At 55.0% G+C, this 14,310-nt stretch carries 9 protein-coding genes; 7 read left to right on the top strand and 2 right to left on the bottom strand.

The window, feature by feature from the left end; genetic code table 11:
* Positions 1-40 precede the first annotated feature (40 nt).
* The 7 genes from GSQ80_RS18015 (at position 41) to GSQ80_RS23995 (ending at position 9,493) form a co-directional block, all read left to right on the top strand.
* Positions 41-1,282 carry an integrase arm-type DNA-binding domain-containing protein gene (locus GSQ80_RS18015; RefSeq protein WP_254059748.1) on the top strand — a complete coding sequence of 414 codons (1,242 nt, stop codon included), beginning with the start codon at positions 41-43 and terminating at the stop codon, positions 1,280-1,282.
* A 1,105-nt stretch (positions 1,283-2,387) separates the two neighbouring features.
* Positions 2,388-3,335, top strand: a complete 948-nt coding sequence (locus tag GSQ80_RS18010; RefSeq protein WP_158789047.1) for a DUF4238 domain-containing protein — start codon at positions 2,388-2,390, stop codon at positions 3,333-3,335.
* Between the two features lie 264 nt (positions 3,336-3,599).
* On the top strand, positions 3,600-3,929 hold the full coding sequence (locus GSQ80_RS18005) for a hypothetical protein (protein WP_158789046.1): 330 nt from the start codon (positions 3,600-3,602) through the stop codon (positions 3,927-3,929).
* Positions 3,930-3,999: 70 nt separating this feature from the next.
* On the top strand, positions 4,000-7,044 hold the full coding sequence (locus GSQ80_RS18000) for a CHAT domain-containing protein (protein WP_371315739.1): 3,045 nt from the start codon (positions 4,000-4,002) through the stop codon (positions 7,042-7,044).
* Entirely contained in the window at positions 7,037-7,789 is a 753-nt protein-coding gene (locus GSQ80_RS23120; protein ID WP_216850426.1) for a hypothetical protein, read from the top strand. Before GSQ80_RS18000 ends, GSQ80_RS23120 begins: the two co-directional genes overlap by 8 nt.
* Positions 7,786-9,057, top strand: a complete 1,272-nt coding sequence (locus GSQ80_RS17990; RefSeq protein WP_158789044.1) for a hypothetical protein — start codon at positions 7,786-7,788, stop codon at positions 9,055-9,057. Before GSQ80_RS23120 ends, GSQ80_RS17990 begins: the two co-directional genes overlap by 4 nt.
* Positions 8,978-9,493 (top strand): ASCH domain-containing protein, encoded by a 516-nt coding sequence (locus GSQ80_RS23995; RefSeq protein WP_371315737.1) that lies wholly within the window; start codon positions 8,978-8,980, stop codon positions 9,491-9,493. The genes GSQ80_RS17990 and GSQ80_RS23995 overlap by 80 nt, the downstream gene beginning before the upstream one ends.
* A gap of 213 nt (positions 9,494-9,706) precedes the next feature.
* Here the strand turns inward: GSQ80_RS23995 and GSQ80_RS17980 are convergent, their stop codons facing one another.
* On the bottom strand, positions 9,707-12,790 hold the full coding sequence (locus tag GSQ80_RS17980; protein ID WP_158789042.1) for an SIR2 family protein: 3,084 nt from the start codon (positions 12,788-12,790) through the stop codon (positions 9,707-9,709).
* Positions 12,791-12,865: 75 nt separating this feature from the next.
* Positions 12,866-14,203, bottom strand: coding sequence for a tyrosine recombinase XerC (xerC, locus tag GSQ80_RS17975; protein WP_158789041.1), 1,338 nt, complete (start codon positions 14,201-14,203; stop codon positions 12,866-12,868).
* Between the last annotated feature and the right edge of the window lie 107 nt (positions 14,204-14,310).

Raw genomic sequence — 14,310 nt, 5'->3', positions numbered from 1 at the left:
GTTGACATCCGGGGGCAACTAGGGGCAACATTAGGGGCAAGTGAATTGCACCTGGAAAGAGTTGCCCCAATTGCCTCTGACTGATACTTCGATCCGAAACACGAAGCCCCGCGAAAAATCTGTCCGCCTATACGACAGCCACGGACTATATCTAGAAGTCTCGCCAACCGGGGGCAAGTGGTTTCGGTTGAAATACCGATTCGATGGGAAAGAAAACCGGCTGTCTCTTGGCGTCTATCCAGATGTCAGCCTGAAAGATGCCCGGGACCGTAGGGATCAAGCCCGAAAACTACTAGCCAACGGAGTCAACCCCAGCGAAAATCGAAAAGCACAGAAGTCAGCCCGCACAGATGGCTTGGCTAACGGTTTTGAAGTGGTAGCCCGTGAGTGGTTCGCCAAACACTCCCCTACCTGGGTAGCCAACCACAGCAGGGGCATCCTAAGCCGATTGGAGCGCGATGTATTCCCTTGGATAGGTTCGCGTCCGATAGCCGATATAACAGCACCAGATATTTTGGCCGTTGTGCGCAGGATTGAAGGCCGAGGAGCGCTGGAAACCGCGCACCGCACTTTGAGCAATTGCGGGCAGGTATGCCGCTATGCCATCGCCACTGGACGCGCCACGCGTAATCCAGCCGCCGATCTTCGCGGAGCGCTGCCCCCAGTGAAGGGCGAACACTTAGCAGCGACAACAGATCCAAAGCGGGTTGCAGAAATCTTGCGAGCAATGGAAGGCTACGAAGGCACGCTAACCGTGCGCTCAGCCTTGCGTCTTGCGCCGATGCTATTCGTTCGCCCAGGCGAACTGCGCAAGGCTGAATGGGCAGACATCGACCTTGACGGGGCGGAGTGGCGTTTCGTAGTGACCAAAACGCATACGGATCATATTGTCCCTCTCTCCAAACAGGCTCTGGAAGTCTTACGCGAACTCCAACCGCTTACGGGCAGAGGTCAATTTGTTTTCCCTAGTGCGCGAAGCAATCACCGGCCCATGAGCGACAATGCTATCCTCGCAGCTTTGCGACGCATGGGCATCCCCAAGGATGAGATGAGCGGACACGGCTTTCGAGCGGTTGCGAGAACCATCCTTGACGAAGTGCTCGGCATCAGGCCCGATTTCATTGAGCACCAATTAGCCCATGCCGTCCGCGATCCAAACGGACGTGCCTACAACCGCACGGCGCACTTGCCCGAACGTCGCAAGATGATGCAACTGTGGTCTGACTATCTGGACATTCTAAAGGCCATGCCTGAAGTCATGCCGATAAGACAGAGGGCCTAACTGGTGGACGTTGAGTTCGATATGACAATACGCATCTCTACCATGATTTGCGCTGCCTCCCCACACACTTCAATTCCTATACCAAATTCCTCCTTAAGCAGAATGCGGATAAGGGATTCGAATTGCATTCAACCGAGACTATCGAGGTTGTACGAAATCGTCTGAGTCATATTTATTTAGTGCTTATCAGGTGGCGATTTCCGGGTCCGCCTGGCGCGGGATCGAACAGATACGGAGTGCGCGCAGCACGAAGGCTTAGTGTGTGCCCTCTGCGGATTTTGAGTTGTGAGACACCGATTCCATTCTGTGACCTGATGTAGTCGTTAGTGCACGATACGGAGATTCCGCGTCCACTGATTCCAAGGAGACAGCCCGAAATCTTTGGTGGTTACTGTCAACTTTGCTGTCTAGAAAACAACTTGAGACTGCGCGTCCTATCACTGCCGCAGAGTCGACCAGTGTTTAGCCGCTCCCGTGCATCCGGTAGAACGCGGTCGGGAATCACTTCAGCCACAGACTGTCCAGCAGAGCGATTTGCTAGCGCCGCACACTGACCGCACACCGGCATTTGGCCGTCCGGAAGACTGATGCGTATCGCGCCAGCTGCTTCTGCTGATGGCCAGTCAGTCTACCGTAAACGCAGAATGTAATGCGCTAACGGTATTTTCCATTAAGCGTGGTCTGATGAATATTCCCAAAAGCCAAGCTTGTCAGGCAGTTCGCGAATTGCCCTGGGGTCCCCTTAAGCGTCATGTAACTTCCGCAATACCGACTTGAACTAAGCCGCTGGCGCGGCGGCCGCTACGCGTGCGATCCTCCGAGCAGCATGAGCTTCGCTGGCGTCCTGAATCGACTTTCGCCCTCTGCAGCTAACCCAATAGCAGTCAGCAGTTTGCAGGCGAAAGTCGATTCAAATCCCATAGCATAACCGCGTCCGCCGCAAACGCCAGCGGCTTCCTTCAAGTCGCTGTATCCAAAGCGCCCGCATTGAGGCTTCCGCATGTCTTGTTGTGCGCTCCAGATACAGAACTAAGACTTATGAGTAGTGAACCCCACCCCGCACTACATGAACCAGAGTTGCGGTATTTAGGCTTAAGCTGTTCTTATGCCGGGCCAGCCAAAAGCGCAGCATTACGTTCAGCGAGCATATTTGGATGCCTTCTGCGATCCTATTCCGCACGAAAGGACTGGCTCGCCCGTTCTTTGGGTACATTCTGCCAATCAGCCTCCGCGCCGCCAGATTCCGAAAGAATGCGCCGTCGAAAATTACTTTTATTGCCATCAGGATGAAACCGGGGGACGCAGCTTCATAGGAGAGAAGTTCCTTGCTGATCTTGAATCAGCATCAGCCGACGTTGTGAAGGCAGCACAGGCTGGAGCGTTGCCCGCAACACTACGGGATCGCTTCACGCTCACCGGCTATGTGGCGATGTCGCTAGTTCGAACGCCTGCAGGAAAGAGGAACGTCGACCAAGCGACTATCGATCACACTGTTCAGCAGATTCGTGATCTGGTGAACGATCCCGTGCGCCATGCCGAGTATTGCGCTGAGATGGAGAAAAGGACTGGAAAGCCAATGGATCCCGAAGAATCTAGGCGTGTACTCAGCAGGGGAAAAGTTCGGGCAGTGCAAGCGAGCAGAGGTTGGTCCTTACGAATGATGGCTGAATCCCTGATGCTGTTTCAACGGCAATTCATGGATATGCGCCTGATGATAATCCATGCGAATGATGCTTTTTTTGTGACTTCAGATTGTCCTGTGGCAGTTCATGATCCTTCCAAGGCGTCGCTATTGCCTCGGGGATTCCTATCGTTTGAAATGTGCTTCCCGCTTAGCCGGAAATATTGTTTAGCCGGCACGTATTCTTCCGGACCGTCAGAGTTGCAGCTGGCAAGCGATCAAGTAGAGAAACTTAATCGGTTTCTCATTCGACAGGCCGACCGGTTTGTCTACGCACCCTTCGACGCCGAGTACATTCAACGTGAATTAGCTGAAACTCGAGCTATGAGGGTCGCAAATCGGCGGGACGAGGGAATCCGGATTCTGGGGTAGCGTCCGCTCATGGAAGGTTAGTAACGGGAAACGCCTTACACTCCCGGAGCCTCCTCGGGCCCCAGCTGGCAGGTAGGGCAACGGGTTCCAGTCGCGATACCGACTTGTCGTTGCCTATTCGAGTTCACCGGTCCCTTCGAGAGTTCCGTGGAACTATCCAGATGCGATGCGTTGCCGCGGTGACGCATCGAATTTATGCTATGATCCGCTCGAGTTCAAAAACCCATCTTTACCGCTTCAAGCCCCTAAAACGAGGAGGAATATATGGCTTCAGCGATCCCGTCTGATTTCTTTACCGTCGGAACCTTTGGGACCCTGCTTGGATCGGTAACTGTTACTACGTTTGTAACGAACGGCCTGTTCAAAGCGTTCGGCTGGAAAGCAAAGTGGCTCGGCCTTGTGGTTTCGCTCCTTGTGATGCTGGCCGGCCTTTTCCTCTGCGACAAAATCACTGATCCGAAGGCAGATGTTGTCGGATTCTTCAACAGCTTTCTGGTCTACATCTCAGCAGCAGGCATTACTGAGGGAGCCGCCGGCGACCATCGCGGTGGTGCCGATGGAAAGACCCCGTTCTTTCGATCCTGGTTCCGCTGAACCCATGCTGTGGCCCCAAATCGACGTTTCCGCGATGGCGCGGGCTAAAGTTTCCGTGTAAGAGCTCCTCATGTCTGATCTGATCGTCGAGTGGGCATCCGAACTTCTTTATGTTTCTTGGCGGATCAAGCGCGGATCGGCGATCGTAGATCTGCCAATCTCAAAGTATGTGTACGCGCTCATGCCGACAGACATCCGCGGCAGACTCGCGCAGTGGCAATTCGGTAAGCTAGCAAAGTCGAAGGCGTTCCGGGATGCGTGGCTCTCCGAAACGGGTGGCGACGAGCGTGAGTTTCGGCGGTTCTTGCTTAAATTTCCCGAAGGCGCTTGGGAACGAGCATGGGAGCTCCTGATTGGAGAAGTTGCCCCGTCGCGGCGAAGGAATATCTCAATCGTGAGAGCTCTACCGGAAGCTCCCAATGCCCTGCCTAGCAAATTCGCTCGTCCGATGTCCGTGGTTTGCATCCTCGGCGATGACGGTTCGCATACGCGGCGTTATCTACTGGATCTCCAAGGTGAAACAAAACGGCTGTTGGAGGTGTACGACGCGCTGCCAGCGGCAAATCGATCCGCTATTCTCCGCCCGACGACCTGCCAGCCGCGAACGAAGGACGAACTGACGCAAGCGCTGCAACAATCGGCCGATGTTCTCTTCTTTAGTGGTCACGCATCGACCAATCCACCGCGTTTCTACCTATTGGACGGCTCGTTCGTATCCCCGGAAGACATCGAGGAGCTGCTTTCGCGAGCGGTCGCTCGTCCGGTCTTTGTGGCTTTCTGGGCGTGCAATACAGGGCGAGTCCCACAAAAAAGCCGCGGCGGCCCCGGCCCGCAATTCTATCTTTCGCTTTCGAAAGCTGGCGTGGCAAGCGTGCTGGCCATGCAGTCCACGATCAGTGATCGAGGAGCCATCCTCTTAGCGCAAGAGGTCTTTCAGGCCTTGGGGTCGGGCGATTCGCTCGATATGGCTGCAGCGCGAGCGCGGTCAGTTTTGCTTGACGTATCGCATATGGGCTCGGGAGACCGACTCGACTGGGCCTGCCCAGTGGTATGGTCTTCGGGTCTGAGCGGAGCAAATCTTCAATGGAACACGCCGGAGTCAGAGCTCGCGCATCTCCAGATCGCAAATCGGCGCGCCCGAATGGCGCGAGAGGCCAGGCCCTACTTCCCTTCCACGGCCGCGGAGATTTCCTCCGCGGATCGGTGCGCGAAGACGCGACTCTGCTGGGTGAAGACCTCCGGGATGGCTGCTGACCGGGAAAGCTGGATCCGCTTGTTGATGGCTAGCGAGACGATTATGCATCATTACGTCGTCGCTGTCGAGCTGGATTCGCATCTTGATCTGGCGCAAAGTCTAAGCGTTTGGGCAGAAGAGCTGCAGGAGACGCTTGAGATCTCGAACGCCCATGGAGAAGCCTTTCGGAGTGCGCTCGAACTCATGCGGCGCAGGCCTCAGCTGGGTTGGAAACAGCTCTGTGCCGCAAGCGACATCCTCCTCAGTCTGTGGCGGCCGCCTGAGTATCGGAAAGACCGCTGGTTTTGGGACCCGGTGCTTCAAGGGAATATGCCTGCAATTATTCTAGGAGAGACGGTTACCGGTCAGATGATGACCGACGGCTGGTCCATCGAGCAATCGAACATGGCGATCAATCAACAGACCTTGGCTGCGGCCTATGCAGAGGCGCCGCTCGTCGGCAATGCTCTAGCTTTACTCAATGCCCCTGTCCCGAAGGCATCCTTGGAGGCCCTCGGCTATAAGTCCGCGTTGACATCCCATCTTGGCAATTTTCTCGTTCATACGGAGGCGGGAGAGGTCCTACTAGCGTCCTCTGCGCAGCAGCAGTTCCTCGCATGGATGGATGACCCTTCCAAGATCGAGGGGCACAAAGGCTGCATGAAGATTTACGGCCATATCAGTTTTGCGGGCAGGTACACGCCGGCGGTTCGAGAACGGCGATTGAGCCATTGTATGGGGGCCCAAGAAATCGCAGCGGCCCGGGACGAGGTCAGTATTCTGCTTTCGACTTACCGAGAGGCGAACCGCCCCCAGGCAGTCGTTTCCTTGATGAAGCGCGCCGGCAATAAACTCTGGCGACAGCTTCCTTCCCACCTCCTCATCCGCGCGGCCTGGGCTTACACCGTGTTGTCGGACATTCAAACCGCGAACCTGTGGCTAGAGAGGAGCGCGGCGACGGATTCGCTTGAGGACGCTTGGCGACACGGTTTGAACGCGGAGATCCACAAAGCGCGAGGTGAGCGTCAAGAGGCCCTCGACGATATCGATTGCGCCGTTCAGGTTCTAAAGAATGACACTGCATCAGGTGATGCTCCACTGAAAGCGCGACGCCTTCGGGCGTACCAGCAGGACCGCGCCCGTATTTTGCAATATCTGTTCTATGAGCCCGCGGAGGCTGCGAAAGTCTATGAGCAGCTGGTGGAGGAATGGCGATACGACACTGATGCCGCCATTGATCTGGCTACCGTTTTCCGGAATTACTCGGAATGCGTGCGAATCGGGCACGAGCCTGGCGACCCGGAGTGGGTACAAGCCAAAGAGATGCTTGAGCAGGCGCTAGCTTTGCTGCAAGACGAAACTGGGCATCCTGTTTATGCCGAGATTGAATATGAAAAATCGAGGATGGCGCTGCGCGAAGGCGATCAAGTAGCGGCTTCGACGCTCCTCGATCAAGCCAGGACCGACGCGCTGGCGTCAGGCCACCTCATGCTGGTACCAATTTGCGCGGCGCGTAAGTTTTGGAAGTTCGGAGCATTTGATCTCGAGACATGGTGGCCGATTGAAGCGAACCTGACTGCGTTTCCAAACCACGGATGGGCCGTGCGGACAGTGGTAGACGGTAGACTTCGAATTGCAAAACGTGTTGCCGACCCGGCCGTCGCTGTGCGATCGCTCCGGTCAAACCTCGAGGACCTTGGGAGAAACCCGGGCTTCGATGCCGGAAGCGATCGAAATCGTATTGCAGCCACGGCTGCAGGGTTGTACGTTTTGTCTAGAGGCGACGGTGGCGAAGAGGCCTGGAACGACTTTCTGAAACGGCCATGGTCCGTGGAGTTTCCGGCGCCGGAAGAGGTTTGGAGGAGCGTTCCTCATGGGTAGCGGATCATCAGGTGGCGGAGGAGGAGGAGGGACCGGCGGTTCCACCTCGGGCGGCGGTAGCGGCTACGGAGGGTACCGATTTAATGCCGGCACGCTCGTGACCAGCGGGGCGAGCCCGAAGAACAGGGCCAAGGCGCTCTCCATGGTGCTCAAGAAGCTGAGCCCAGAGTACATTCATGAGCAGTTCGTCACTAGCGGGGCGCGCGAGATTCATCATGAATTGATTCTTGTCAGTGTGGACTTAAGGGCGAATCGTCGCTGGGACCAGATCGCCGCCCGGCTCGGTGTAAACGATGGTCCGGGCTGCCTTCGTCGCTTGGCCGCGGAGTTGATGCGCCGTCATGAAGCTAAGAACAAGAATGAAAAGTCACGAGCCTCTGTGCGCATGGCTCTAGAAAATCTGCTGATTCGCATGGTCGGAGATGATACCGATGTCTTCATTTCCGGCAGCGCGGCGGACGTACTCACCCACCTCCAGCCAGAAGTCTTTGATCAGTTGGCCAACGAATTCCTCGGCGACCTCCTCTATGAAGTTATCCGCACGGAAGAGCGCGCGCTGCCGCCTGAGGTAAAAGGCGATCTTCGAGACGACGCGCAGGATCGCGCCCGGAAGATTGCCGACAACTTCGTGCATGAGTTCGGCGGCCAAGCCCTCGGTACAGAGGTGACTCAGGCCAGCTATAACAATCTGTTCGACGGCATTGCTCTTAAGGAGGACTGGTTCCTGAGCCAGCTTCGAAAATGAGACGAAAATCTAATGCAGCGTTGTGCGTAGCCCATGGCAGGGTAGCTCGCTTCGGAGTACAAGAGACCATCGTCGAAACCGACGGAGAAGGTTGGCTAACGACCAGTGGACCCCTTGGCCCGAACCCAATGGTAAACACGGCGTTCGACCTTCTGGATGTTGCGACGACGGTGTACGCAATCGAGAGACAGCTGCCGCCGCGAAGCGCGAGCAATCCCAATATCCATTGGGACCTGACCATGCCTGTACGGGAGCCGGATCTATGGAACGGGAAGCCAAGAGAGCTTCTACAGGACATCCTCGGCTTCCTGGGAAACACCGAGTGGAATATTCGTTTCGTTCAGGGAAGCAGAAAACACATTGTCCTTCCTGCGCCCGGAGACCAGGCGCGCCCGATTCGACGAATTGCTCTTTTGTCCGGGGGGCTCGATAGCGCCTCCGGCCTCGGTTCCAATTTCACGGCGGCGTATGAGACACAGCTCTGTTCTTACTACACAAAGCAAAAAACGCTACAACGCACACTTGCTGAGACCCTGGAGTTCGGGCCGCCAACGCAGTGGAGGCATAAAGGTAGAGCAGGGCGAGGCCGTTCGTTTTACTATCGATCCTTCTTTTTTCTTTCCTTGGCGGCGGCGGTGGCCCACACCTGGCAGGCCAGCGAGATCCTGCAATTTGAAAACGGGATCCTTGCCGGCTCCATTCCTCCAGTCCCTTCTGTGTCAATGACGAAACATGCACACCCAAAGCTGCACGATCTTTTCGCTCAGCTTCTGAAGAGCGTATTCATGAGCGACTGGATCGTCACCAATCCTTTGTGGACGATGACCAAACGTCAAGCGGTCGATGCCTTGATACGCAACGTGGGTAAAGAACGGGCAAACGAGATCACGCCGATTACGGAAAGTTGCTGGAATTTGGCGGCACCTCACGCTTTTGGCGTGAGCAAGCTGGGACGTTTTGAGAAGAAGGTGAATCTGCAATGCGGCGTCTGCATCCCGTGCATCATTCGACGGTCGGCACTGCCCGGAGAAGAATACGCGTTCGATTTGCGAGTAGACAAGGTCAGGAATCACCCTCAATTGGGCGCTTTCTTCCTGGAATATCTAGAGCTTGTCTCAGCCATTCGTTCCTCCGTAAATACAGCTGAGTTCCGCAGGGCTCTACCGGCCGAAGGTCTAGATTTGATCGATGGGGATTGGACCACACTTTCTGCGCTCGAACAACTCTGGAGAACTTTTTCCGACGAGTTTCATGAGACATTCCTCTGAGGCCAAAATGGAAATAGACATCTACCAATGGCCGGCTCTGACTGTGCACCAACCTTGGGCCGAGTTGCTCATCAGCGGAAAAAAAACCATCGAAATTCGGAAGTGGGCTCCCGAATATCGAGGACGAATCTGGCTTCACGCGGGGCTGGCGACAAAACCGGATCTCGATTTTCAATTTGGTTATCACGGCCTGTATCGCGGAGGCTATATCGGTTCGATACGGCTCTCGGCAGTGATTCCTCTCACGCCCGAGCGATGGACACAGTATCGAAGCAAGCATCTCGAACAAAACGCATTTCAGAGCGGGCTGCTTGCGTGGCTCATGGATGAGCCCAGACGGTTCTCAGAGCCTATATCAGGACGCGGGGCACTCTCTCTCTTCAGGCCCCGGCATGATGTGCAGGAAGAGTTGATCGCGATGGAACGAGCGGGATGATTGTGCAGGAGAAACCGAAAGCGATGTCTCCTCGCGCAGCTGAAACGCCAGAGGACGTGAAGTCAACCACACCCTCATAAGGAACAAGCACGAGTCTCCGATTTCGGACCGGCATCTTCATCATTGATCCTAATAAACGCCGGAGGTTTACGCTATCGCGGCCCAGTCAGAATCGTGGACAATTCCCGACATCTCATTACTTATTGGATACCGCTATCGCCAGTCTTTGGACTTTCCCTTGATCCAGTTCAGAACAACCTCTTCTGGCTTAGCAGTTGAGGAATGAAGCCGCTGTTGTACGGCGGGAGCCACGTCCAGTTGAAGCTTCTCAATCTGGCTGGCGCGCTGAGGTGAAGCGAATTCCCACTTACGTCTTGCCGCCTCAAGAAAAATCGCGCCGAGCTCTTCGTCCCCCTTTGAAAGCAATAGCTCGCCGATCCAGCGACGGATATATCCTTGGTTCATAACGTGTTCGTTCCGGGCGTCCTTTTCGATGAGAATCGCAGACTTTTGATAACAGATCAACGCAGTGTCGATCTGTCCCATAAAATCGAGGCAGCGTCCTACGTTGCCATAAAACGCGCCATCACGCTCTTCGTCAAGACTGCCTGGAGAGATTGCGTGACTGAGGCGTACGCCGCCTAAGAAAACTGGCAATGCTAATTCTGGTGCACCAGCGTCCCGTTCGGCAAGCGCGAGCCTGTGCGCTATACCAGAAGTTCCGTCAGATCCTGAAGCTTTTTCTAGGTCGCGGCCACGACGACCCCACTCGACAGCTTGGGAAAATTCACCTCTGACCCATTCGGTATGGCAACGCATTGCGCAATACGAAACAAACTTAGCATCTTTCTCCTGGACCGTTTGCTCAAATTGGTCCAGCAGACCATCCACCTCGGAGAATGCTCCGAGATATGAGAGCGCATCGATATGTGCATCGAATACCGTGACGAAGCCATCGTGTTTACGATTTTCGTTTACCCAATCGAAGGAGTTGAGCAATAGCCGGACTACTCGCACGTATTCCCTCATATACGCGCTAGCCGCAAACGCAGTGGAAATCTCGGCTAATACTTTGATCGCCGCACCAAAGTTATTGGCCTCGATGTCCAGTTCAGCGGCTTGCGACCATCGTTGCAGAATCGCTAGGCCGGGACGATTTCTCAGTTGCTCCTGCGATATTCCCATAATCCTTTCGTAAACACGCACGATCGCTGAAATGATCGCGATCCGTTCAATACGAGAGAAACTCATCCGGACGAATTTTCTAACCACCGGATGCAATTCGATCAGTTCTTGGCCGTTTCGACCCTCTTTGACGACTATCAGATTCTGCGACCTTAGCGCACGTAGCGAACGGCCAAACCTATTAAACGTCATGTGCTCGCGGAGGTATTCCGATAACTCGATATCAGTCTCTGGTCTCACCGTCTCAGCCATGGCTCGAAGGATCAGTCGTTGAGGATCGTTGAGACTTCTCCAGATAGAGGAAAGGGTCCACCTAAGGGGATCGTCAGGAAGTTCTGCCTTTCCGGCATTGATTTCATTTACTAAGTCCTGCAAGCGGATGGGCGGCTGCCTCTTGACGACCTGTAGTGCCATCAAATCTAACCATAAAGCATGGCCTCCAGTGGCGGCATGAGCTTGCTCCACTTCTAATCGCGAGGTGTTGCTCCCCCTCTTTTCGAAGAGGTCGTAGGCTGCCGGAAGCGGAATTCCCCCCAGCTCGATACTTAGGGCCATGGGACCAGCGTAAGCGACCCTTGAGCGGCATGTGAATATGACCCGCGCCTTGATCTCGGCGTTGAGAAAGGACTTGACGAACTTATCCGCTCCTCCGGCGAGTCTACTTTCCTCAAGATTGACATAATGGTCAACGTTGTCGAAAACGAACAGGGCGGGCGGCCCGGATGCTAATTGGGCGAGCAAAAGGTCTATTAGAGCTTGACTATCCTGATTAGCGAGATCACGCCCGCTAACCTCACCTTGTGACAAAACCTCGATCACCTGCGCTAGTTGCGTTTCAAAGCGTTCGCCTTCTTCCTTGCAATCGCGCCAGATAAAGAGTCTATATAGTTGCTCGTCCTGCGCAACGGCGAAATACTTCGCGGCTACGGCAGATTTCCCTTCGCCACCCATACCGGTAATAAAAATTACTGATGCGGATGACTCTAGAATCGAAGAGAATTCTGTTTCTCGGCCCACAAATACATCAATAAGGGGCGGTCGGTCTTCGTCGTCGCCTTCCAAAACCCTACCAGCATCCCTAGTCTTATCAATCTGCAACTCGATTTCAGCCGACACGACTATAGGTTGAAATGGTTCCGGGAGGACAGTCGCAATTTTTACGGACGATTCGGCGAGACCAAGTAAAATTCTCTGAAACAGTAAGTTACAGTCGATGTCGGAGTAGAGCGAGATGCGGCCACGGGTAATTCCGGGCTCGAGTTGTTCGAGGAGTTTTGCTGGAATTTGTGGCTGTTTGGAGTGGAACGCCCAAAGAACTTCGAAGCCTGCAGAATCATCTCTGACGAGCTCAAGGAGCGTCGATGTAAAGACATCGTCCCATCCACCATAGCCGCTGATGAGCAGCAACCTGTCGCGGAGCAGGCTGAGTAACGAGGCTTTGAGGCGGGGTCTATCTTGAATTAGCTGCCGGGCCGTGTGCAGGGTGTCGGCTCCGTACCAGTATCCATGGAGGTGAACAACGTGACAGCCCGGAGCTTCTGTTTGCGAGAGATATCCGTCAGCGTGCAGGGATGTTCGATAAAAAGTACCTCCGGCTCGTCTAATGCTTACTTCGAGCATTGGATCGAAATTGGTCGTTAAGATTGCTTTGCCGAATAGTTGAGGATATGCCGTGCAAAGGTCTCCTATGGCTGTTGTCCCGGGACTAAGCCACCATCGGCTCGTCTCTCCTTCAAGCCTGCGACACTCTTCATCAGCAGACGGAGTCGGAGCTGGATTGAGCAAGCCTTTGATGACAGCCTCTCGGACAATCTCGTTTGCAACTGACTGGCCCCTAGTGCCCAACAGGAAATTGAATGCCGCTTGATACGAGTTCGACCTTCCGTCTATCAACGCCTGATTGAACTGCTCATATTCGCTGGAATCATCGACGAATTCCTTCTGGATCATTTCGATCATGCCCTGCACACCGGGCACGCCAGGAGAATCGAGAGAGACAGGCACAGAGAGCGGAGAGCCGACAAGCAAGACAACTTCTCGCGGCCGCTTTACGAGGCCGCGGGTTAAGCGGGAGACCAAATTCTTCTCGTCGAAAAAGGACGGCACGTTCATATGGGTTCCACGAAGAATCAATGTTACTGCAAAAGCCCGGTCCCCGTTACGCACAGTGTGACCAGGATTCTTTTGTCAGCGAAGGATGATCGATTTTGTGTTGCCTACCTGATGGGCGGATTGAGACGACAGCCTCCGTTGAATGCAAGTAGTAAGCTCGGAGGCGCCTCTGATATACCCTTCAACGTGTGAGGCCGCCCACTTCGAAACCCGCATGCGGCGGGAATGCCGCGGCCTAGCGGCAGCGCGAGGCCGGAGCATCCGTTCCCGAGTACTGAACGGATGCTCAGAGCGATACGCGGCAATTAGCAGTGCTTCGACCCTCATCGCCGCTTCGTCCTGCATGTGAGGCAAGACGTGCGAGTAAACCTCGAGCGTGAAGGCCACAGAGGCATGCCCCAACTGTTCGCTGACGACTTTTGGCGAAACTCCAGCGACCAGAGCAAGGGTGGCCGCCGTGTGACGAAGGTCATATAGACGAATGTTTGGAAGACCAGCCGTCTGGAGCAAGGGCTTGAAGTAGCGCCCGACAAATTTACTCTCGTTGATCGGGCATCCGCGGTTCGACGTGAAGATGAGGGGGCCTGGCGCGGCACCGGTCGTCTCAGACGTCCCCTCAAATTGGCGAAGGAGAGCCACGATCCAGTTCTGCAGCTTGATCATGCGCCGGCTGCGCTCCCGTTTTGTATCTTCGAACTTCCATCCTTCTTTTCGCCGTTCGAGGGTTTTAGAGACACTGACGGTGCCACGCTTAAGATCGAAATCACACCAAGTAAGCGCCAAATACTCGCTCGGGCGCATCCCGGTGGTCATCGCGAGAGCGAACAGAGCCTCATACTCGTGCCCGGAAATCGCTGCGATGAACTGCTTTGCCTGTTGAACGTCGAAGACGGTGAAGCGCCGGCGCGTCTGTCGTGGCAAGTCAATCTGTTCCGCGGGGTTAGTGAGGAGGAGCTTCCAGCGAACGGCCTGGCGCAGAGCAGAGAAAAGGACGGCATGCGTGTAACGAATAGTGCGGGCCGACAGTTTCCGATTGAGCAGCTCACTGTATAGAGTCTGAATCTCCGCCGAGGAAAGCTCCCCGAGCAGCCTCGCACCCATATGGGGACAGACGTAGCGTGCAAGCAGGCTCGAGTAATCACGGAAGCTTTTGGCTCGCAAACGTGGTCGCGCGCAGATATCCAGCCAATGATCGAGATACTGATTTAGGTTCTGCTTCGACGAGCGAATGTTGCGTCCGAGGTCCCGCTCGCCGAGCATGCGGTTGAGGTGAGCCTGCGCGGTACGCAGCCCTCCTTGAATCGATTTGCCGAGGTATATGCGTCTCCGGGTTTCGGAATCGCGGCCAATGTAAATGCGGACCAGCCAAGTGCTGGGTCCACGACGGATAATCTGGCCGGTCTTGCGGGCCATAGAATGCCTCCGAAAAGAAAAAAGCGGCACACGTGTGGCACACGTGGCCGCTGCTTTGGGTTGGTTTTGTTACTTGTTTAGCAAATGGGAGGCTGACAGGGTTCAGT

The organism is Granulicella sp. L46, assembly GCF_009765785.1.
Classification (GTDB): domain Bacteria; phylum Acidobacteriota; class Terriglobia; order Terriglobales; family Acidobacteriaceae; genus Granulicella.
Note: the sequence above shows the minus strand (reverse complement) of the source record. Positions and strands in the feature narration are given on the sequence as shown.

Excerpts from the sequence above, each read along its gene's own strand:
- GSQ80_RS17980 (WP_158789042.1), bottom strand. The coding sequence starts at position 12,790 with ATGAACGTGCCGTCCTTTTTCGACGAGAAGAATTTGGTCTCCCGCTTA.
- GSQ80_RS23995 (WP_371315737.1), top strand. The coding sequence starts at position 8,978 with ATGGGGATTGGACCACACTTTCTGCGCTCGAACAACTCTGGAGAACTT.
- GSQ80_RS18005 (WP_158789046.1), top strand. The coding sequence starts at position 3,600 with ATGGCTTCAGCGATCCCGTCTGATTTCTTTACCGTCGGAACCTTTGGG.
- xerC (WP_158789041.1), bottom strand. The coding sequence starts at position 14,203 with ATGGCCCGCAAGACCGGCCAGATTATCCGTCGTGGACCCAGCACTTGG.
- GSQ80_RS18010 (WP_158789047.1), top strand. The coding sequence starts at position 2,388 with ATGCCGGGCCAGCCAAAAGCGCAGCATTACGTTCAGCGAGCATATTTG.
- GSQ80_RS18000 (WP_371315739.1), top strand. The coding sequence starts at position 4,000 with ATGTCTGATCTGATCGTCGAGTGGGCATCCGAACTTCTTTATGTTTCT.
- GSQ80_RS17990 (WP_158789044.1), top strand. The coding sequence starts at position 7,786 with ATGAGACGAAAATCTAATGCAGCGTTGTGCGTAGCCCATGGCAGGGTA.
- GSQ80_RS23120 (WP_216850426.1), top strand. The coding sequence starts at position 7,037 with ATGGGTAGCGGATCATCAGGTGGCGGAGGAGGAGGAGGGACCGGCGGT.